This is a genomic window from Thalassotalea litorea (assembly GCF_043642205.1).
GTDB lineage: Bacteria > Pseudomonadota > Gammaproteobacteria > Enterobacterales > Alteromonadaceae > Thalassotalea_A > Thalassotalea_A litorea.
Map to the genome: position 1 here is coordinate 1 of NZ_JBHZSG010000034.1, position 21,187 is coordinate 21,187.

The following is a 21,187-nucleotide window of genomic DNA, read 5'->3' on the forward strand; positions in this document are numbered from 1 at the left end:
CCTGCATTGCTCTAATAAATTACGTCCATGTAACGACGGACACAATCGATATACCGTCATCCATGCATTGCTCTAATCGGCTCTCGCCCTAGATGCCGTGTAGTATCACGGCATGACGCAGGTTTTTTGGGTTTTCACTCGAAGCGATGTCTTGTGTCGCGGGTACAGAATTTCAGTTCCTGACAAATTCTGCATACCAACGTCCATGTCGGCACCTCGTAACAATCTTTGATTGTGTACCCTAAGGGGCGTTTTCCGTCACATATTCGCATTATCATTTACGATACGTACTCAGCAAGTTTCTACCCTCGCTTAAAACGCTACAACCTGTCCGCGTGCGGGGACTTCAGCTTGCAATTGCAATTCCTGCCAGATCTTATTGCTGAGTGCATCCAGTGCGTCGGCTTCGCCATGGACAAGAACCACCCTCGGGCTCGGTTTGAAATGGCTGAGCCAGTCAATGAGTTCCTGTTGTCCTGCATGGGCAGAAAATCCGCCGAGGGTTTCCACGCTGGCATTGACTTGCAGCTCTTCGCCAAATAATTTGATGTTTTGCACGCCATTGACAATGGCGCGGCCTGGGGTGCCCTGGGCCTGATAACCGACAAAAATAATCGTGTTACGCCGGTCCCAGATCCGATGCTTGATATGATGGGTGATGCGGCCGCCGGTACACATGCCACTACCGGCAATAATAATGGCATGGTTTTTAATCTTATTGATAGCCATGGAGTGCTCAGGTTCGATGGTCAGGTGCAAGGACGAAATAAAATTTTTGAGTAGGGTTGCGTCGCCATCGGACAGGGATTGTACCCCTTCACAGTCTAAGGTTGTGAGCCACTGATCGTAAACGTGGGTCACTTCGATTGCCATCGGACTATCGAGAAAAATGGTCCAGTCATCGAGCTCCTGGCTTTGTTGCAGCTTGCCAAGGTATAACAATAATTCTTGTGTTCTGCCCACCGCAAACGCGGGCAGCAGAGCATTGCCATTGCGCTCATAAGCAGAGGCAAGGATGTGTTTAAATTGTGATAAGGTATCGGTTAAGTCGCGATGATTTCGATCTCCATAGGTTCCTTCCATCATGACAATATCGGCCTCGTTAATCAGCGCCGGATCGTTCATCAACAACGTCCCTTGTTTGCCTAAATCGCCACTGTAAACCAGCGTTTTTTGCCTGTCTCTTTCCTTTAACGTGATGCGGGTTATGGCTGAGCCCAGGATATGGCCGGCATCGAGCAACGTCGTTTGGAACGTTGGCGTGATAGAAAATTCTTGGTGGTATGCTTTCGGACGGCACAATTTAAGCACCGTTTGGATATCGTCAATGCTATAACCTTCGCTGACCAACGCTTTTCCCTGCCTTTGGTTTTTGCGATTGATCCGTTTTAAATCATTTTGATAGAGGCTGTATGCATCGAATAGCATAATCGGTAACAGTTGTGCGGTGGCAAGCGTGCAATAAATTGGCCCATCAAAACCTTCATGCACTAAAGCGGGTAATCTGCCACTATGGTCGAGGTGGGCATGGGACAATATCACCGCATCGATACTCGCAGGGTTGAAGTCAAATGCTTCAGACTCTAGATGTCGTCTTGCCCGGCTACCCTGATGCAATCCACAATCAAGCAAAACCGAGGTGCCGGCGGTACGAAGTAAATGGCAGGAACCGGTGACTTCCTGCGCTGCGCCGTAACAGGTGATTGTTGCCACAGAATGCTCCGACTTGTGAAAATCTAACGCGTTAGTGCAAGGCTAGTGCGTTAAGTGAGTGTGCAAGCTAACTTCAACTATAGCGCACCTTTTGTATATCCATAGAAATACCAAGATGAAAAATCGCTTCTCAGCATATACTTATTAACCTGCGTGCAATTTTAACAAAGGTTTTAGTTTTGCTCGTATCTGTATAAGTTTATTTGCCATTTTACCTTGCTTTTGTTGGCTAAGGTGTAAATGCGGGGTAAACTGAGGGTTAATGAATTTACTCCCTTAAACCAAGAGTGTTGTCACTAAATTATATGCATACTCAAGCGTATTATTCAGTGCGGTATCTATGAATATTTATTTTGACGAAAACATCCCTTTTGCTAATGAATTCTTCGCGGGATTTGGCAACTTAAAACCCTTTTCTGGCCGTGATGTGCGAGCATCGGATATTGCCGATGCCGACGTCTTGTTGGTGCGTTCGATTACTCGAGTGGATGAAGCGCTGCTACACAAAAATAGTCGTATTCAGTTTGTGGGGACGGCAACCATCGGCGTCGACCATATCGACACCGATTACCTGTTGAGTCGCAACATTAGTTTTTCATCGGCGCCAGGTTGCAACGCAATATCGGTAGGTGAGTATGTCATCAGTGCGTTATTGGTAATTTGCCAGCGCCAACAGTCGAATCTGGCGGATTTTACCGTCGGTATCGTGGGTGCGGGAAATACCGGCTCTGCGGTGGCCAATAAACTTAACGCGTTAAATGTCCCGTTCAAGCTCTATGACCCATGGTTGGCTGAATCCGACCCGAGAGAATTTTGTGAATTTTCCGACATTCTCCAATGTGATGCCATCACCTTGCATGTGCCATTAACACGAGGCGGCGAACACCCAACGTATCACTTGTTCGATGAACAGCGATTAAAAAAATTATCGAGTGAGCAAATTCTGGTTAATGCCTGTCGTGGTGAAGTTATCGATAATCAAGCTTTATTGGCGCTAAAACTTGCAGGGGTGGGGCCACAGCTGGTATTGGATGTCTGGGAAAATGAACCGGATGTGTTGGTCGAACTCATTGAATATTGTCAGATTGCGACCGCACATATTGCCGGATATAGCTTAGAAGGAAAATCTCGTGGAACTGAAATGCTATATCAGGCATTATGTCAGCTTACAGGATTAGAGCCAAAGCTCGAATTGCAACAGTTTATGCCAGCCGGTGAGTTTATCGTGCGGATGGAACAAACACCGATTGCCAGTGACCAAGCGCGTATGGAAGAAATCTTCCGTCGGATTTTTCAGGTTTATGATGTACGTCGTGATGATCAGATATTCCGGCAGCAGCTTCTGAAAAATGGTTTTGACTCGATTCGTAAAAACTACCCGGTAAGACGGGAATTTAGTGCGTTAGAGCTATCGGCCCGAGATTCTTTAGTTCCTGAAATGCTAAAGGCACTTGGGTTTTTGATACAAGAGTAATACCAAGTCTGAAACCAACAGCTATCTATCAGATTTGAATTTAATGATTGAATAACAACTAGGTATGGAAAACAACATGGGACAAAAATTTGATGTCGTTGTTCTTGGAGCAACAGGGTTAGTCGGCAAACACATGATGGAAATTCTGGAACAGCGAAAATTTCCAATCAATAAATTATACCCATTAGCGAGCAGTCGCAGTGCCGGTGAAATGGTAGAATTTAATGGTGAAAGTGTAGAAGTACTGGATGCTGATAAATTTGATTTTACCCAGGCACAAATCGCCTTTTTCTCGGCTGGCGGATCGACCTCTGCTAAATTCGCACCGATTGCGGCGGATGCCGGTTGTGTTGTGATAGATAATACCTCACAGTTCCGCTATGACGATGATATTCCATTGGTTGTGCCTGAAGTTAATCCACACGCACTAGCGGACTATCGCAATCGCAATATCATTGCCAATCCAAATTGTTCAACCATTCAAATGATGGTGGCACTAAAACCGATTTATGATGCAGTTGGTATCGAACGTATCAATGTATCGACTTATCAGTCAGTATCTGGCGCGGGTAAAACGGCGATTGAAGAACTGGCCAAGCAATGCGCAGATTTACTATCGGGTAAACCGGTAGAAGTGAAAGCATTTAGTCGTCAAATTGCCTTTAACGTGATCCCGCAAATCGATTCCTTCGAAGATAATGGATATACGCGCGAAGAAATGAAGATGGTTTGGGAAACCAAGAAGATTTTGGGTGATGAGTCGGTGTTGGTCAATCCAACCGCCGTTCGTGTACCTGTGTTCTATGGTCATGGTGAAGCGTTGCACATTGAAACGTCACAACAGACATCAGCAGAGGAAGTCAAAGCTCTATTAGCACAGGCTCCAGGTATTGTTGTATGTGAAAATGACGAAGATTTTCCAACTCAGGTAAGCGATGCCAGTGGCAAAGATGAAACCTTCGTAGGTCGTATTCGTGAAGATATCTCCCATCCGAACGGTATAAACATGTGGATTGTGGCAGATAATGTCCGTAAAGGTGCCGCGACCAACTCTGTGCAGATCGCCGAGTTATTGATCCAGGACTACCTAGGATAAATAGCAGTAACACTTTCCGTTACGTTGAACAAAGCCAGGTGCATAGCGTTTCCTGGTTTTTTTGTTTATTAATTGAACAAGTTACCATAAAGTAGCAACAAAAATAGTGCTAAGCCATTGATGGCGCTAGTATCTCGCCGCAATCTGGGATATATTAGCGAAGATAATAAAAAAGTCGCGCTAATCCAATCTGGTTTAAATTATTTTTGATAAACGTGAGAAGGAAGGACCTGATTCATGGCTATTTATCGTTCATTTAAATTTAAATCCTCGCTAATTCCTGGATTAATTGCCGTTCTGTTAATTGCGACGCTAGGCAATGCCCTGGCACAGCAAGCTGGAAACACGGCTAATGAACAGGATATCTTTGTCGGGGATAACACATCTACCTACGGGCCAATCAAGGCTTCTGATACCTTGTGGAAGATAGCTAATGCTCATCGTCCAGATGATTCCGTCACCAATTATCAGGTGATGGTGGCTCTGTTTAAAACCAATCCCAACGCTTTTGTAAACAATGATATTAATTTTCTGATACAAGGGCAGTATTTACGAATTCCGACGCTGGAACAAATTAACCAGGTTGTGCCATTCCATCAGCAAAATGACAGTGATGCGAGCTTAAATCGTATCAATAATGCCATTGCCAGCAAAATCAAAACGCCTTCCGAGGCCACGATGGTACAAGCATCGTCGTCAGCCACTGACGTCGCGTCAGTTCAACAGCAAACCGCAAAGGTTGATACGCTCGATGAGACAGGTCTTGTTGAGTCTGAAACCGCAGAAACCGAACAAATAGCACAAGCGCAAGCGGACAATGTCACTGCTGCGGTCGCCCTGGTGAGCGAGCAACCTGACGTAAACAGTACCGACACTGGCGATGTTACATCAGTAGATCAACCAGCGTCAGGTTTGCAACTTGAAGGGGCGTTAGTCACTGACGTTGTCGAACCAAAGGTCAGCAACCGCGAAGTTGAAGAAAGTCTTGCGGCAGTGGGAGCGAAACTTGATAGTCTGCAATATGAATTAGAACGCTCGAAACAAAGCCAGGTTGAACTGGATCAAAAGCTTGAAGAGCAGAATACCCTGTTGGTACAAGCGAAAAAACGTGAACAAAAATTGATGGCAGAGCAAGCTGCAATGAAACAACGCAGTGATGGCCTGGCTAACAGTCCTGTTGCGTATTGGAGTGTGATTGGTCTGTTATTCGTTTTATTTGCAGTACTAATGGTCATGGTGCAGCGTCGTCGCCGAGTTGAAAAAGAGCTGTTGGCGTTAAAACCAGCATTGTCTGCGAATATGCAATCTAAAGATATCAAGCAGTCACAAACGGCTGCGGTCGCTAAGAATAAAGCGCAAGCAAAAAGCAAACGCGCGGTATCGGCACAACCGGTAAATTCGGGTGCGAAAAATAGCAAAAATAGCACGGCAAAAGCAAACGCAAATACGCAAAGTTCAAACGCCCAACAACTTAAAAATGCATCCGTGATGCAGCCATCAGAGGTCTTGTTTGACGGTGATTTTAATCAAGCCAAAAGCGCTGAAAAAGCCGTCGATGTGGCACCTGCAGCGCCGGTGAAATCAAGAGATTTGATAGCAGAAGCTTTTTCCAGAGTCGAGCTTAATAAATCATACACGGCGCCGGATGAAGCGGATAGTGACGCGGATTCCTTTGCTAATCCGGATAAAAATCAAGCCTTTGACACCCTCGATAATGATTTGAATATGGATCACATTATTGAAGATATGGTTGATGAGGAAACCAAAGCTAAGCCGGCTAAATTGCATTCGGATTCGCAGGCAAATGAAGGGTTATCTTTATCCCCGTCGCAACTAAAAGAAATCGATGATTTTGACGATGTGGAATTTGATAAGTTACTTGAAGAGATCTCCAGCGAGTCTGAACATGTCAGTTTTGAAACAAGCGCTGAAAATACACCATTTTCTCATGGCGAAGATAGCCAGGCACCGGTAGGTCATTCTGTAACGGCCGCTGCCCAGGACTTTGTTGAAATAGAAGATATTATTGCCAATTCTGAGTCATCCGTTGACGAGGTAGAGCCCTATCAGGAAGGCAAAATTGATGTTGGCCTCGATGAGTTTCCAGAGTTTACTCAAGATGTAAATCCAATTAATGTTGACGATGATAAACATGGCGTAAATGCTAAACTGGATTTAGCTCAGGTATATATTGAAATTGGTGATGAAGATAATGCCGCGGTTATTTTAAAAAATGTGATGAAGCTGGGTAATTCCAGCCAACAACAACAGGCGCAGCAATTATTGTATTCGCTCAAACCATAGCGTGACATTAATAACAAAAAAATACCGGCATCCGCCGGTATTTTTTTGTCTGCTAAGGTTACTCGGACCTTCTACCTGCTCATAATCGCTTGTTCTGTCTTGTTCAGCGTTGCCTAATGTTAAGTGAATGGGCAAATATCTTTCGTAATTGTCGTAAATATACGATAATGCGCGTCGAAATTTGTGAGGGGGTAACATGCGGTTTGCATTGGGGATAGAGTACGATGGTAGTCGCTATTGTGGCTGGCAACGACAAAAACAAGTGATCAGCGTGCAAGGCGAAATCGAAAAAGCCTTGTCAAAGATTGTCAATGTGCCAACGGAAATTGTCTGTGCAGGCCGAACCGATACCGGTGTCCATGGAACAGGGCAGGTCATTCATTTTGATTCGCCTCACGATCGCGGACCTGCCGCCTGGACGCTGGGCATGAATACCTTGCTTCCTAAAGATATTGCGGTGAAATGGAGTCAACCGGTCAGCGATGAATTTCATGCCCGCTTTAGTGCGACCGCGCGTCGTTATCGCTACGTGATATACAATAGCCCATATCGCCCGGCAATCCTGTCTAAAGGCTTAAGCCATTGTCATTTTAAACTCGACGAAACGTTAATGCATGAAGCCGCACAATACCTCGTTGGCCGCCACGATTTTACATCATTTCGTACCGTACATTGTCAAGCTCACTCGCCTTTACGTACGGTACATCACTGTAACGTTACCCGTCAGGGCGATTATGTGATTATTGATATTAAAGCGAATGCATTTTTACATCACATGGTTCGCAATATAGCGGGAAGCCTGATTCGCGTTGGACGCGGCGTCGAAGAGGTAAACTGGATTGGTGAGGTACTGTACCTTAAAAACCGTTGCCAGGCTGGGATGACCGCGCCTTCAGGTGGCCTGTATTTTGTCGATGTTGATTACCCGGACGACTTTCAGTTACCCAAAATGCCAATGGGGCCGCTTTTCTTAAACGGTTAAATGCACGTTAGCAGACGTTCTAGGGTATATTTCATCATTTGACCGCTATACTGTTAGCAATTCGAACAGGTGTTATTGGATAAAGCATCGAAATCATGGTCTATAAGCGCTAAGTATACGGTTAAGTCACGGCCATGGTCGTTTAAGACACAAGGCCATGAAGGAGATAGATCGAAAGCTATTGTCAATTGAATACGTTTCGTATATCAATCATTTAAGACAACGCTGACCAGTTTTTTCTACAGGTCATTGGTAAAAGTGTGGTTTAATTGGCGTCTATAACATATTAACGAGTCGTCTGTATTATCATGACAGTCGATCATACTGATTTTGAACGGGTTGTTCATCTAGCCCCAGTAACCAAAAATAGGCATAAAGTACCCATGAGCTGGATTGAAAAAATTCTACCGAAAGCGAAAAACTCTACGGCCAGTAAACACAATATTCCAGAAGGTGTCTGGAGTAAGTGTTCTTCGTGTAATGCGGTTTTATACAAAGTAGAGCTTGAGCGTCAACTTGGCGTTTGTCCAAAATGTGATCATCATATGCGCTTAAACGCTCGCAAACGTCTGGATTCTTTTCTGGATGCGGGCGAAAAAATAGAAATCGGTGCTGAGCTTGAGCCACAGGATAAATTAAAGTTCAAAGACTCAAAGCGTTACAAAGATCGTATTGCAGCTGCTCAAAAAGCGACGGGTGAAAAAGATGCCATCGTTATCCTCAAAGGTGAGCTTGGTGGAATTCCTGTTGTTGTTGCCGCCTTCGAATTTGGATTTTTGGGCGGTTCAATGGCATCGGTTGTTGGCGCTCGCTTTGTTCAGGCCGCTGAAGTTTGCCTGAAAGAAAATTTACCGTTAATCTGCTTTTCTGCCAGCGGCGGAGCGCGTATGCAAGAAGCGCTTATGTCATTAATGCAAATGGCGAAAACCAGCGCGGCGTTAGCGAAAATGAGCGAAAAAGGTTTACCTTATGTATCGGTATTAACCGATCCTACCATGGGTGGCGTCAGTGCCAGTTTGGCAATGTTGGGCGATATCAATGTTGCTGAGCCGAAAGCTTTGATCGGTTTTGCTGGCCCTCGAGTGATTGAACAGACGGTTCGAGAAAAATTACCAGAAGGCTTTCAACGTTCAGAATTTTTACTTGAACATGGCGCCATTGACTTGATTGTCGACCGCCGTGAAATGCGCAGCACGCTGGCGCGCTTAATTGCCAAATTTATGGGAATAGAAGAACCCAAAATACTATAGTTGTTTATGAGCAAACCAATGAATAGCCACTTATCTTTGACTACCCTGGATGAGTGGCTTTTTTATTTAGAATCTATCCATCCTGTCGAAATCGATATGACGCTGGATAGAATTGGGGAAGTCAAGAGCCGCATGGGGATCTGCCTGGCTGATAAGCAGGTGATCACCGTTGCCGGCACTAATGGTAAAGGCACCAGTTGTGCCTTTCTGGAAACCGCACTTAGTGATTTAGGTTTTCGGGTTGCCGTATACTCGTCACCGCACATCGAGCGATTCAATGAGCGTCTGCGTATCAACAAAGCGCTAGTCAATGATCAAGCGCTTATTCAGGCGTTCAGAGACATTGAAAGCGCCAGAGCGGACATATCTTTGACCTACTATGAATACACAACGCTTGCGGCCTTACTCATTTGCCAACACACAGAACTTGATTTTGTGATTTTAGAAGTTGGATTAGGTGGACGTCTGGATGCCACCAATATCGTGGATGCTGATATTTCAGTGATCACCAGTATTGATTTAGATCATCAACAATTGCTGGGAAACGACAGAGCAAGCATTGGCCTGGAAAAAGCCGGCATATGCCGACCGGGTCGTCCGGCGGTTATCGGTGAGCCCGATTTACCGGAACCGGTCGGACTATATCTTAGTAAGCTAGGTTGCCAGGGGTATTATCGAAATCAGGCGTTTTTCCACCAACCAGACGGAAACAACCAGGGCTATTGGCAGTGGCAAACTGAAAATGTCACGATTTCAGGGCTGAAAGCGCCTGCAATCCCAAAGGACAATGTCGCTACCGGGTTGATGACATTATCGTTAGTGTCTGCAGATATCGCCGCTCAATTAAATACCACAAGGGTGAATCGCTGGATTGACAGTACCCAAGTCGAAGGGCGAACACAATTGGTTGCACGAGCACCGGATATAATTCTGGATGTAGCGCACAACCCCCATGCAGCAAGGCATTTGGCTAAGGTTATTGAAGAAAAAAAATACTCAAAAGTACACGCGATTGTTGGCATGTTAGGGGATAAAGATATCGCTTCAACTCTGGCCGCCTTGAAAGACCAGGTCAACGTCTGGTACCCGGTTACCCTTAACGTACCTCGTGGTGCAACCGCAAAAATACTGGTAAATGAGTTACAAAATATCAATGTGAGCAGTAATGGCTTTGACAATGTATCGGATGGCTTTAAAATAGCAAAAGAAAATGCGAATAAAAACGACATGATCTTAGTGTTCGGTTCTTTTTTTACCGTCGCTGAATTTAAAAAATCATGCATCTAAGGAGCCCCTTTGTCGACGCCATTTCAAAATAGATTGGTAGGTACCATTATTGTTGCTGCGGTCGCGGTGATATTTTTACCTGAATTCCTCGATGGCGAGAAAAAAGCCTATCAGTCCCAGTTTGAACAAATTCCAGAGGCTCCTGACGCTCTCACGGTCGTTGAGATCCCGGGCATGAACGCAGAGGCTTTGATAGACAAATCTAAACCTGAGCCTTTAAGTAAAGAAACACCACTTGATGAAGAGCCGGCCAAGGTAGCATCCCCGTCTTCTTCAAAAACCCCGCTTGTTAACGACAATGGTCAGCAGACAACGGTTACCCACGCAGCCAAAAATAATCCATTAGCGAAAGATAAAACGGTAGTTGCTAAGGCGACAACAACGGTGACTCAGCAACAAGCTAAGCCGCAAGTGAGCAACAAAGTCACAGGTAAGGCGGCCGGTTGGGTGATTCAGTTAGGCAGTTTCCGTCATAAAAACAACGTGGAACAGTTACAGCAAAAACTGCGTGACGCAGGTTATACGGTTTTTACCCGTCCGGTAAAAACCCAGGCAGGGACCTTGACTAAAGTGTTTATCGGACCTGCGGTGAATAAAGGGCTGTTGGAAGCAGAATTGAGCAAACTTAAGACATTGACGGGTGTACAGGGACGAATTGCGAAGTTTGATCCCACCAGTTAATTCTTTGTTTTTGGCTAAGCAAACACAATGCCCAAGCAAGCGTTGGGCGCGTTTGTTGGCTGGGTTTTGAATCACTTTGTTTACATTAAATTGCCACAAATGATTAGTATGTAAAGCACGGATTCTGTTAGAATGCGCCGCGTAACGAATAGGATGACGACAAATGGTTTGGGTTGACTACCTGATATTGATTGTGATCAGTGTTTCTATGCTGATCTCCTTGGTGAGAGGGTTTGTTAAGGAAGCAATCTCATTAGCGATTTGGGTATGTGCATTTTTTGTTGCCAGTACTTTTTATCAACAATTAGCCGGATACCTCGTCAACATTCAGGATGACGTTCTGCGTAACGCAGCGGCCATCGGCATATTATTTGTTGCAACCTTAATACTGGGCGCCATGATCAATTACATCATAGGCCAACTGGTAGATAAAACGGGATTAACAGGAACTGATCGAGTACTCGGGTTAGTGTTTGGGGCGTTGCGCGGCGCATTAGTTGTCAGTGCAGCTCTTTTCTTCCTTGATGTATTTACACCAGTCCCTTCTTCGGACTGGTGGCAGGGATCAAAGTTAATACCCGAATTTAGGGTGGTGATTGAGTGGTTTTTTGCTTACGTTGAATCCTCATCAAGCTTTCTATCTTAATTAAGATATTTTCGGAGAATATATTTCATGTGTGGTATTGTTGGCATTGTAGGCCAGTCGCCCGTTAGCCAAGCTCTATATGATGGTTTAACCGTTATTCAACATCGAGGACAAGATGCAGCCGGTATTGTTACGATAAGTGATAACACCTTTAGGCTTCGTAAAGCGAATGGTTTGGTAAAAGATGTATTTCACACCCGCCATATGCTGCGATTGCAAGGCGACATAGGCATTGGCCATGTTCGTTACCCTACTGCTGGTACTTCCAGCTCATCAGAAGCTCAACCCTTTTACGCAAACTCTCCTTACGGTATTTCTTTAGCTCACAATGGTAATCTGACCAATGCGGAAGAGCTGAAATCCTGGTTATTTAATAAAGCTCGTCGTCACGTTAATACCACGTCTGACTCTGAACTATTGCTTAATATTTTCGCTCACGAATTGCAGCAGGCCAAAAATCTGGAATTAACCGCAGAAGATATTTTTCATGCGGTAGGGCAGGTCCATAACCTGGTGCGCGGCGCATACGCGACAGTGGCTCTGGTGATTGGTCATGGTATGGTTGCCTTCCGTGACCCGCACGGTATCCGTCCGTTAGTGTTCGGGAAGCGCGAAACGGAAAAAGGTATGGAGTATATGGTTGCATCCGAGTCAGTGGCTTTAGATGCCTGTGACTTTGAATTTATTCGCGATGTGGCACCGGGTGAAGCGATTTATATTACCGAAGATGGTCAACTGTTCTCAAGTCAGTGTGCACAGAACCCAACGTACAACCCATGTATTTTTGAATTCGTGTATTTCGCACGTCCGGATTCGACCATTGATAAAATGTCGGTCTATGCCTCTCGTGTTGAAATGGGTACCATGCTTGGCAAAAAGATTGCCCGGGAATGGGATGATCTGGATATCGATGTTGTTATTCCTATCCCTGAAACCTCGAATGATATTGCCTTACAAATTGCTCATCATTTAAATGTTCCTTATCGCCAGGGATTTGTGAAAAATCGCTATGTCGGTAGAACCTTTATTATGCCAGGGCAGGCGGAACGTAAGAAATCCGTTAAGCGTAAACTGAATGCGATTTCGGAAGAGTTTAAAGGCAAGAATGTCTTATTAGTGGATGACTCGATTGTTCGTGGAACAACATCAGAGCAAATTATTGAAATGGCACGTAATGCCGGTGCTAAAAAAGTGTATTTCGCCTCTGCTGCACCGGAAGTTCGCTTTCCAAATGTCTATGGCATCGATATGCCATCCGCTACGGAACTGATTGCTCATGGCCGTGAACTTGAAGACATTTGTGAGCTGATTGGTGCCGATAAACTGATTTTCCAGGATCTTAAAGATTTAGTGGCAGCGGTCGGTAAAGGCAACAGAGACATAAAAGCGTTTGAAACGTCTGTATTTAACGGTAGCTATATTACCAATGACATCGATCATAGTTATCTTGAGAAGTTGGATGCAATGCGCAATAACGAAAGTAAAGAAGCTTCAGATAAAGAAGCGGATTCGATTCTAGACTTACACAATGAAGGCAGCGAATAAACTCAATAAAAGAGATTCGTTGTAAACAATAAAGGCGCCATAGGGCGCCTTTATTGTTTATCGGGTTTCAGATACCTGTTCAATCCTGACCAGCCCTAGCCGGTAAATTCAGGACCAAAACCTAACGTCCAGGCCATTGCGGTTGCTGCAAGTACGCACACTAACAATACTAAGCCACAGGTCACTACTGAGCTGGCGTAAATAAACCCTTTCTCTTGTGGAATATGCATCAGGATTGGCGTACCTGAATAAAGTAGGTAAACCGAATATGCAACGGCAATCATACCGGCAATCGAGAATACCCATAAAACAGGGTAGAGCGCGGCAATACCGACCATCAGCACAGGTGTAGAGGCGTAAGCGGCCAATTCCAGTGATTGAGATAAATTCGGTTGCGCATCAAAGGTTTTTGCCATCCAATGGATCAGGCCAGTTAATGCCATCATCGATAAGATAATCGCGCAGTACATAGATGCGGACAGTAACATGGCACTGGATTTGGTCAACATTATTGGATCGCCGGCACCAATTTTCCAGCCGATATGTGCAGCGGCAAAGTAACCGCATATTGAAGGTATTAATGCCACTATTAGGATGTGAGCCATGCTATAGGCAATACCCTCATGGCGAGAATCTATTTCGTTCCATTCTTGTTGCGGGTGGGCGTACAAGCCCCAGATATGATTTAGGATCATTGTCTTCTTCCTCTTTCGCTATCCCCAGATAAGCATCAACTACATACATATGCTCGCTGTTGTCGCCTTTATTATTGTGGTTTTATTATATTTTTATTAAGGCACAGTTATATTTATGTAGTATGTACAAGAAATAATCAAGACTTGTTTGAAAATTGTGCGCTATTCCTGTTTTAGATCAAAGCTTCTGCGGTATGGTTGAAGACCTCATTGGTTTATCTATGACGTCGCGGTTTGTTGATACTAGAGGATAGATATCAGGCGCGTTTGATACGAGTGACTTTCATGTATTCAAATTCGATTGTAGCAACCGTTTCGGTTGCCCGGTAGAAGGTGATATTGACTTTTTGGCCCACGAGGCTTTGGTACATTTTCTTGCGCCGGTATTTAAACGCAACGGTGTAGTCTTGAACCATGAGTGTATTTAACACCCATTCACCATCTTCCCTTTGTACGTGCGAGGTTACGGTGGCATCATCTAACTGGTTTAGGGAGTGATGCTTTTCAAGCATCTGTTTTACTTGTTTGGTTTGCCTTTTCATAACGGTACCTGGTCAAATAATGAAAAAGCGCCTTGCGGCGCTTTTTGATGTTTAAAAGCATAGATGTGCCATTGAACTGTGCCAATTCGCTTAGCGAATTTTCTTAAGAAAGTTTAGTTTCCAGTCTTTATAAGGGGCAAATCGCACGGGGATATCGGCCACGAAAGGACGCTTTAATACCGACTTTAAATGCGAGAAATTGTCAAAGCCGGATTTCCCCGAGTATTGACCCATGCCGCTAGAACCCGTACCACCAAATGGCAAATCAGGTACGGCATTGAACATGATAACGTCATTAATGCACTGACTGCCGGCACTGATTTCATCTTGCCATTGTTGTTTTTGATCTTTGTCTTTGGTGAAGATATAAGCCGATAACGGTTTATCGCGCTCAATCACAAATTGTTTTGCGCTGGCAAAATCTTCAATGCAGTAAATTGGCAGAATTGGACCAAAGATTTCTTCGGTCATTAACTTTGAATCAAGCTCTGGGTTCACCACTATAGTCGGTTCAATATAGCAATCTTCCAGGGAGTGGTTACCACCATGCACAATGTCTGCATTTTCCAGATAACTGATCAATCGTTCGGTGTGGCGCGGGTTGATGATTTTGCCGTAACTTTTGCTTAATTGCGGGTTATCACCAAACATGCTTTTAACTTCTTTGGTTAGGGCATCGACTAAAGGTTTTAACATGTATTTGTGGGTGAGCACATAATCAGGCGCAATACAGGTTTGACCGGCATTCATCCATTTCCCCCAGGCAAGGCGCTGGGCGGTGATTTTCATATTAGCACTTTGGTCGATATAAACCGGACTTTTACCGCCCAGCTCTAGTGTTACCGGCGTCAGATGCTTAGCCGCGGCGCTCATCACTATTCGGCCAACATGACCGTTGCCCGTATACATAATATGGTCGAATTTTAAATCCAACAATAGTGTCGACTCTTCAACGCCACCTTCAACAACAGTAACGGCCTGCTTGTCTAGATACAGTGGAATGATAGTCGCTAATAATTTGGAAACGTTTTCGGCCATTTCCGAGGGTTTTATGATCGCACAATTACCTGCTGCGATGACAGCGATTAGCGGTGCCAATACCAATTGCAACGGGTAATTCCAGGCGCCCATAATTAAAACGCTACCCAGAGGCTCAGGCACTATGTATGAAGATCCAGGCTGTGCGACGATAGGCGTCGAAACTTTGCGAGGTTTGGCCCACTTTTTCAGGTGTTTAATGGTGTGGTCCACATCGCCGGTCACATAAGAAACTTCGGTGACCCAGGATTCCTGCTCTGGTTTACCTAAGTCTTTTTCTAATGCATGGATGATTTCGGCTTCATGGTTGATCACCATTGCCTTGATTTGTTCTAACTGAGATTTACGCCAGTGTAGATCACGCGTAACGTTGGTTTGAAAATAGCGACGTTGTTCGTCGAGTATATCTTGATAGTTCACAATAAACTTCCTGGATAATAATGTACGTTTTGATTTTATGATTAATCACAGGAGAGGTAGTGGGGGTGGTCGTCGCTATGGATTAGGTTTTTAGCCCCATCACCCAGCTAAGTTGACGTTTGACCAGCATCCTGATTTCACTCATCTTAACGCTTTGTGGGGGTAAAGGTAAATACATATACTGAATTCGTGTGAACGCGATCATCATTAATTCAGCATTGATACTAGGATCGATTTGATTGAAATAACGACAAAGCTTTATAAAAGGTTGTTTTAACTGGTGAATATGTGAAAAGGCAGTATCTTTCAACTCTTCATTGAACATCATTTCGGTAAAAAATATCTGTTCTACCGCCAATCCCGTTGGCCGGTTGATGATATTGTCATACATATGTCGTGCGGCGATGTCACTGAGTTGCTCGCATAGCAATTTACGGACACTGACTTTACGACGCTCTGCAGCAGTATAACTCTCTACCAGGGTAAATCCCCGTAGCCACTGACTGCTATTGTCGGCGACAAATCGCGCAGCGCTCAATTGTATCGCTTCGCCGATCAGCTGCTTGATATCAACAAAATAATAGGTGGTAAGCGAAAGCTGGATTTGTGCTTGCTGTGCGACAGCTCGATGTGTTGTCCCTTTGATACCGAACTTTGCAATAACCTCAATGGCGGCATTGAGGATTCTTTCCCGGGTCTGTTCACCTTTAGGACTTTTCTTCAAACTTGTCCGTGCCATAATATACATCCCTGATACTGTTTTTATTGGCTTGTGAGGTTTGTAAGTACCACCATAATACCTTCTAAAAAAATAGGCAACGGTTTTATTTAGGGCGCGTTAAGCTGCATATCGGATCGTTTCGCCACGGCAGAGAATACGTATATAGAGCATAGTGTTATAGGGTATGACTATGGTTTAAATTGAGGTCTGTAGCCAATTACCGCATTGATATTAGTTATGGGTGAAGAATAATACGTTTTTTTTAATAAAAACGTTGCACGTGGATTGTCACACCCTTGATTGAGACAAATTCAAAGCCGAGGAAAATCCGTTTTCATCGGCTTTTGTCTGGTATACTTGGCTTTTATTATTCCTGTTATTGGCGAACCCGTGGATCAAACCCATTTTCAAGCATTGCCGCTTCGTATCGAACTCACAGATAATCTTGCCCATTTGGGCTACAAACAGATGACCGAGGTCCAGACCCTCAGTTTACCCGCAATCATTGCGGGTAAAGATGTTATTGCCCAGGCGAAAACCGGCTCCGGAAAAACGGCAGCCTTTGGGCTTGGTTTGTTGCAAAAACTCGATGTTAAAGCATTTAGAATTCAGACACTGGTGCTGTGTCCCACTCGGGAACTTGCCGAACAAGTCGCTCTGGAAATCAGAAAACTTGCGCGACTGATCCATAACATTAAAGTACTGACATTATGCGGTGGCGTACCTGTAGGCAAACAAATCGATTCGTTGCGCCACGGCGCTCATATCATCGTGGGTACCCCCGGGCGGGTGGAAGATCACCTTAGCCGAGGTTCATTAAACTTAGACCAGGTTAATACTCTGGTATTGGACGAAGCGGATCGGATGCTGGACATGGGGTTTGAACCAGCCATGGAACGAATATTCAATCAGATCCCTGCATCGCCTCAGGTGTTATTATTCAGTGCCACATTTGCAGACAACATTGATGCAATTAGTCGCCGCTATATGCAAAACCCTGAGCATATCGTTGTCGCTCAAACCCATAATCAGCAAACTATTGCCCAGCGGTTTTATCAGGTACATGGCGCTGACGATAAGCTATTGGCAGTACGTTTGTTGATTCAGGATCATAAACCTGTTTCGACGGTGATATTTTGTAACACTAAATTGGAAACGGTGCGGTTGAGTGAGCAGTTGCAATCCTGTGGTTACAGCGCTGTCGCATTGAATGGTGATCTTGAACAACGGGAACGTGATCAGGCCATGATCCAGTTTGCGAACAAAAGCGTTTCGGTGTTAGTGGCAACCGACGTAGCCGCGCGTGGTCTTGATGTGGACAACTTAGATCTGGTGATCAACTATTCACTGGCCCATGATACCGAAATACACACTCATCGAATTGGCCGCACAGGTCGGGCGGGAAATCAGGGGCTCGCTTGCTCGTTTTACAGCGAAAAAGATCATCATAAGATGGCCCTGCTTAATGATTTAATGGATACCGATATCGTACCCGAAGGATTGCCTGATAAGGATATCTTAGAGTTGCCGGTGATCAAGCCGCCGATGGCTACCATACAAATTCTGGGGGGCAAGAAACAAAAAGTGCGCGCTGGAGATATCGTTGGCGCCTTAACCCGGGGACAGGAGTTATCCGCTGATGACGTTGGCAAAATTCAGTTGTTGGATAATTTAGCCTATGTTGCGGTAAAACAAAAAATTCGTAATGTTGCATTGGCTAAAATCGTCGAGGGCAAACTAAAAGGCCGAAAATTTAAAGCGCGTATTATACGCCGTTAGTTCCTGTAAAAATGGACACCTCGCTGGAAGCAGAATGCCGTTCTGCTTTCAACTAACTTTACCCTTACATCATCTTATAAATATCCAAACCCGCCGCAGTCTCGCTTGAGTTAGTAAATATTTAGTTACACCTGTCAGGCACAATTAAAATTATTTGAGTTTTTACAACTGCTTGAAAATATTGTAATAATTAGTAGGTTGTCGTTGTTGAACAAGTCCGTATTCTGTCCAGATAACATCGTTAAATATTGCTTTGTATGTCACTCATTTTTTAATGAGTTCCCCATTCCCTAATAAAAAGAGAAACGCATGACTGTAAAATGTTTAAGTAACAAACAACTTGCCTTGAGTCTGACCTTAGGTACAACATTAATTTCAATGAATAGCTTCGCATCAGTACCGGAGGCATTGCCGGAACAATTACAACCAGATCTGAGTGTGATAGCCGACCCTGAAAATTTAAGTATTGATGGCTTTTCGGGGGGCATATTTCGAGAAAAGGAAATTGCAACCTTGCCGCGAGTGATCAATCAAATCTGGACGGGTTACACCAATTCCGTTAACGCTGGTGTCATCACCTATAATTTTCCAAAAGGTAAAAAGCTTACGGGTTTATACAACAATCCTAAGTATGGCTTTACGGCAGGTAATGGCTTGAGTGGCTTTTCTGAGGCTCAGAAAGATGCCGCGCGCAACAGCATTCAATTGTGGGATGATCTGATAGCGCCTAGTTTTAAAGAAAATAGTGCCAATGGCGCCGATATTCAGTTTGCTAACAGCGAAGATCCCGGTCAAGCCTATGCATATTATCCTGAATATGGCTTTACCAATGCCAAAGGTTATAAGTTTTTTAGTGATATATTTGTCGCGACTCCGGAGCTAAACTGGACCAATGCCTGGTTAAGTTTTGGTGGCTATGGGGTAACAACCTTAGTCCATGAAATCGGTCACACCCTGGGGTTAAGTCATCCAGGTGCATATAATGGCGCTGGTGCCACCAACTATGTCAGCCAGGCTGAATATGCACAGGACAGTAATCAATACACATTGATGTCATACTGGGGCGATGAAGAAACCTCCAATCAACCATTCCCGGCAGGTATTGTTGACTGGAGTACGGGGTTTTATAACTATCCGCATACACCCATGTTACATGATATCCTGTCGATACAGGCTGCGTATGGTGCGGATTTAACCACCCGCAGTGATGATACTGTCTACGGCTGGAATTCCACCGCAGGTAACGCGGTATATGACTTTTCTCAAAACCTATTTCCAATCCTGACAATTTATGATGCCGGCGGTAACGATACCATCGACATGTCCGGTGCGAATGCGAGCGTATACATCAATCTTAATGATGGTCAGTATAGCTCTGGTGCATCAGCGGTCCCAAGTGATGATGTGATTAATAGCAGACGGCAGCTTATGCGCGATGCCGGCTATACAATCTTAGGCAATGTTGGGCCGGGTACCAGTGATTATTGGCAAGGTTTAACGACGAGCGCGCACGCAGGCTATCTGGCATGGGAAACAGGGGTGCAAGGGCTGGGTGTTACATCCCATGACAATATTGCTATTGCTTACGGTACCATAATCGAAAATGCAATCGGTTCTAGTGAGCGAGATTATTTAAAAGGTAATCGTGCTGACAATGTCTTGACTGGAAACTCTGGCGACGATGTGCTTAATGGTTTAGCTGGGGCAGATTTATATGTTGGTGGTGAAGGCTACGATACCTTTGTCTTTTCGAATATTGAATCAGGCGATGAAATTGCCGATTTCGAGACCGGCAAAGACGTCATTGTTCTTCGCGATACCGGCGTTACATTCACGTTTATTGGCGCCGATGCTTTTAGTGATACGGCTGGCGAGCTTCGTTATGACAATGGGCAATTATCTGGCGACGTTGATGGTGATGGTATGGCTGATTTGTCGATCAACCTCAATAGTGCTGTATTAACCAATAGTGATTTAATTTTGTAAAACATTAACCATAAAAAGAAAAAAAGCCCATTATTGGGCTTTTTTTCTTTCTGTTTACGGCTTGCACGTCAGGTAATGAAAATTACCATCATTCTCAGCATAGCTATGATAAAATCGTCGTATTATTTTAGTTCGTCGAAAACCACATAGATTCAATGTCCACTGAAAGCCTGTTGGCCCCCATTCACGCATTTTTACAGTGTCCGACGCCGGATGCCTGGGTAGAAGAAGCTCGAAAGCCCGAAAACCTGTCTTTGTTACTCACAGATCACATGATATGTGAATTGAAAGCCGCACAAACTGCGATGTGGTTAATTCGCAAGTATGCCGTCGATAAAGAGAGTGGTGATGAGCTATTAAATTGGTTGCAGCCTTATGAGCAGTTTATCTATCGTAAGGAGGGGAGTTTGCAATCTTTGTCCCTAAAACTTAAGTTTTCCAAAGCCATTGTCCCGAAAGCAAATTCTGGAGTTGGTGGCGAGTTAGTTGATAAAATGGTGTTGTTGATCAAAGAGGAGCTACATCATTTTTATCAGGTATTGGAAATCATGGAAAAGCGCGGCATTGTCTATGACAATATTACCGCAGGCCGTTATGCCAAAGGGTTAATCCGACACGTGAAAACCCATGAGCCAGAAACTCTGGTCGATAAGCTGATTTGTGGGGCTTACATTGAGGCGCGTTCGTGTGAACGCTTTGCTAAGCTTGCTCCATTTTTAGATGATGAGTTACATAAATTTTATATCTCATTACTGCGCAGCGAAGCACGTCACTATCAGGATTATCTTAAGCTCGCCGAACAGGTCGCGGGGCACGACATCAGTGAACGCGTGCGTTATTTTGGCGAAGTGGAAGCAACATTAATCTCTGCGCCCGACGATGAATTACGTTTCCATAGTGGCATCCCGGCCAATAGTCTTTCTTAAATTCCCTAATCTTTTGCTCTGACAATTTGCGCTACCTGATGGTGGCGCTTATATTTTTAGTAAGCCCTCTTTTTCATTCCTGCAGTATGGAAAAATAATTCA

17 protein-coding genes are annotated in these 21,187 nt (G+C 44.5%); 12 read left to right on the plus strand and 5 right to left on the minus strand.

From position 1 onward, the window contains the following. Positions 1-312: 312 nt before the first annotated feature. Entirely contained in the window at positions 313-1,713 is a 1,401-nt protein-coding gene (locus tag ACHUFQ_RS13110) for an MBL fold metallo-hydrolase RNA specificity domain-containing protein (protein WP_394176170.1), read from the minus strand. Between the two features lie 340 nt (positions 1,714-2,053). Between ACHUFQ_RS13110 and ACHUFQ_RS13115 the strand changes: the two genes are divergently transcribed. From ACHUFQ_RS13115 to purF, 9 genes are all read left to right on the plus strand, one after another. Continuing rightward, on the plus strand, positions 2,054-3,187 hold the full coding sequence (locus ACHUFQ_RS13115; RefSeq protein ID WP_394176171.1) for a 4-phosphoerythronate dehydrogenase: 1,134 nt from the start codon (positions 2,054-2,056) through the stop codon (positions 3,185-3,187). 76 nt (positions 3,188-3,263) lie between these two features. After that, positions 3,264-4,283 (plus strand): aspartate-semialdehyde dehydrogenase, encoded by a 1,020-nt coding sequence (locus ACHUFQ_RS13120; RefSeq protein WP_394176173.1) that lies wholly within the window; start codon positions 3,264-3,266, stop codon positions 4,281-4,283. A gap of 237 nt (positions 4,284-4,520) precedes the next feature. Next, on the plus strand, positions 4,521-6,587 hold the full coding sequence (locus ACHUFQ_RS13125; protein WP_394176175.1) for a FimV/HubP family polar landmark protein: 2,067 nt from the start codon (positions 4,521-4,523) through the stop codon (positions 6,585-6,587). Positions 6,588-6,783: 196 nt separating this feature from the next. Continuing rightward, positions 6,784-7,569, plus strand: a complete 786-nt coding sequence (truA, locus tag ACHUFQ_RS13130; protein WP_394176176.1) for a tRNA pseudouridine(38-40) synthase TruA — start codon at positions 6,784-6,786, stop codon at positions 7,567-7,569. Between the two features lie 383 nt (positions 7,570-7,952). Next, positions 7,953-8,819 carry an acetyl-CoA carboxylase, carboxyltransferase subunit beta gene (gene accD / locus ACHUFQ_RS13135; protein WP_394176177.1) on the plus strand — a complete coding sequence of 289 codons (867 nt, stop codon included), beginning with the start codon at positions 7,953-7,955 and terminating at the stop codon, positions 8,817-8,819. An 18-nt stretch (positions 8,820-8,837) separates the two neighbouring features. Beyond that, on the plus strand, positions 8,838-10,106 hold the full coding sequence (gene folC / locus ACHUFQ_RS13140) for a bifunctional tetrahydrofolate synthase/dihydrofolate synthase (protein WP_394176179.1): 1,269 nt from the start codon (positions 8,838-8,840) through the stop codon (positions 10,104-10,106). A 9-nt stretch (positions 10,107-10,115) separates the two neighbouring features. Beyond that, the gene (locus ACHUFQ_RS13145; protein ID WP_394176181.1) at positions 10,116-10,787 is read left to right on the plus strand and encodes an SPOR domain-containing protein; all 672 of its coding nucleotides are present in this window, start codon (positions 10,116-10,118) and stop codon (positions 10,785-10,787) included. A gap of 163 nt (positions 10,788-10,950) precedes the next feature. Further along, positions 10,951-11,433: a CvpA family protein gene (locus ACHUFQ_RS13150; protein WP_394176182.1), complete on the plus strand. Its 483-nt coding sequence runs from the start codon at positions 10,951-10,953 to the stop codon at positions 11,431-11,433. A gap of 27 nt (positions 11,434-11,460) precedes the next feature. Beyond that, a complete protein-coding gene (purF, locus tag ACHUFQ_RS13155) occupies positions 11,461-12,978 on the plus strand; it encodes an amidophosphoribosyltransferase (RefSeq protein ID WP_394176184.1) in 1,518 nt (505 codons plus the stop codon). Positions 12,979-13,073: 95 nt separating this feature from the next. On the opposite strand, the gene ACHUFQ_RS13160 is transcribed toward purF, so the two are convergent. The 4 genes from ACHUFQ_RS13160 to ACHUFQ_RS13175 all read right to left on the minus strand — a co-directional run bounded on the left by ACHUFQ_RS13160 (position 13,074) and on the right by ACHUFQ_RS13175 (position 16,412). Then, entirely contained in the window at positions 13,074-13,673 is a 600-nt protein-coding gene (locus ACHUFQ_RS13160; RefSeq protein ID WP_394176185.1) for a Yip1 family protein, read from the minus strand. 257 nt (positions 13,674-13,930) lie between these two features. Further along, positions 13,931-14,215, minus strand: coding sequence for a hypothetical protein (locus tag ACHUFQ_RS13165; RefSeq protein ID WP_394176186.1), 285 nt, complete (start codon positions 14,213-14,215; stop codon positions 13,931-13,933). A gap of 90 nt (positions 14,216-14,305) precedes the next feature. Beyond that, on the minus strand, positions 14,306-15,673 hold the full coding sequence (locus tag ACHUFQ_RS13170) for an aldehyde dehydrogenase family protein (protein WP_394176187.1): 1,368 nt from the start codon (positions 15,671-15,673) through the stop codon (positions 14,306-14,308). An 82-nt stretch (positions 15,674-15,755) separates the two neighbouring features. Further along, positions 15,756-16,412 carry a TetR/AcrR family transcriptional regulator gene (locus tag ACHUFQ_RS13175; RefSeq protein WP_394176188.1) on the minus strand — a complete coding sequence of 219 codons (657 nt, stop codon included), beginning with the start codon at positions 16,410-16,412 and terminating at the stop codon, positions 15,756-15,758. A 372-nt stretch (positions 16,413-16,784) separates the two neighbouring features. Here ACHUFQ_RS13175 and dbpA point away from each other — a divergent pair, with 372 nt between their 5' ends. The 3 genes from dbpA to miaE all read left to right on the plus strand — a co-directional run bounded on the left by dbpA (position 16,785) and on the right by miaE (position 21,085). After that, entirely contained in the window at positions 16,785-18,173 is a 1,389-nt protein-coding gene (gene dbpA, locus ACHUFQ_RS13180) for an ATP-dependent RNA helicase DbpA (protein ID WP_394176190.1), read from the plus strand. Positions 18,174-18,482: 309 nt separating this feature from the next. After that, positions 18,483-20,159, plus strand: a complete 1,677-nt coding sequence (locus ACHUFQ_RS13185) for a M10 family metallopeptidase C-terminal domain-containing protein (RefSeq protein ID WP_394176191.1) — start codon at positions 18,483-18,485, stop codon at positions 20,157-20,159. 155 nt (positions 20,160-20,314) lie between these two features. Continuing rightward, positions 20,315-21,085: a tRNA isopentenyl-2-thiomethyl-A-37 hydroxylase MiaE gene (gene miaE / locus ACHUFQ_RS13190; RefSeq protein WP_394176193.1), complete on the plus strand. Its 771-nt coding sequence runs from the start codon at positions 20,315-20,317 to the stop codon at positions 21,083-21,085. Positions 21,086-21,187: the final 102 nt, after the last annotated feature.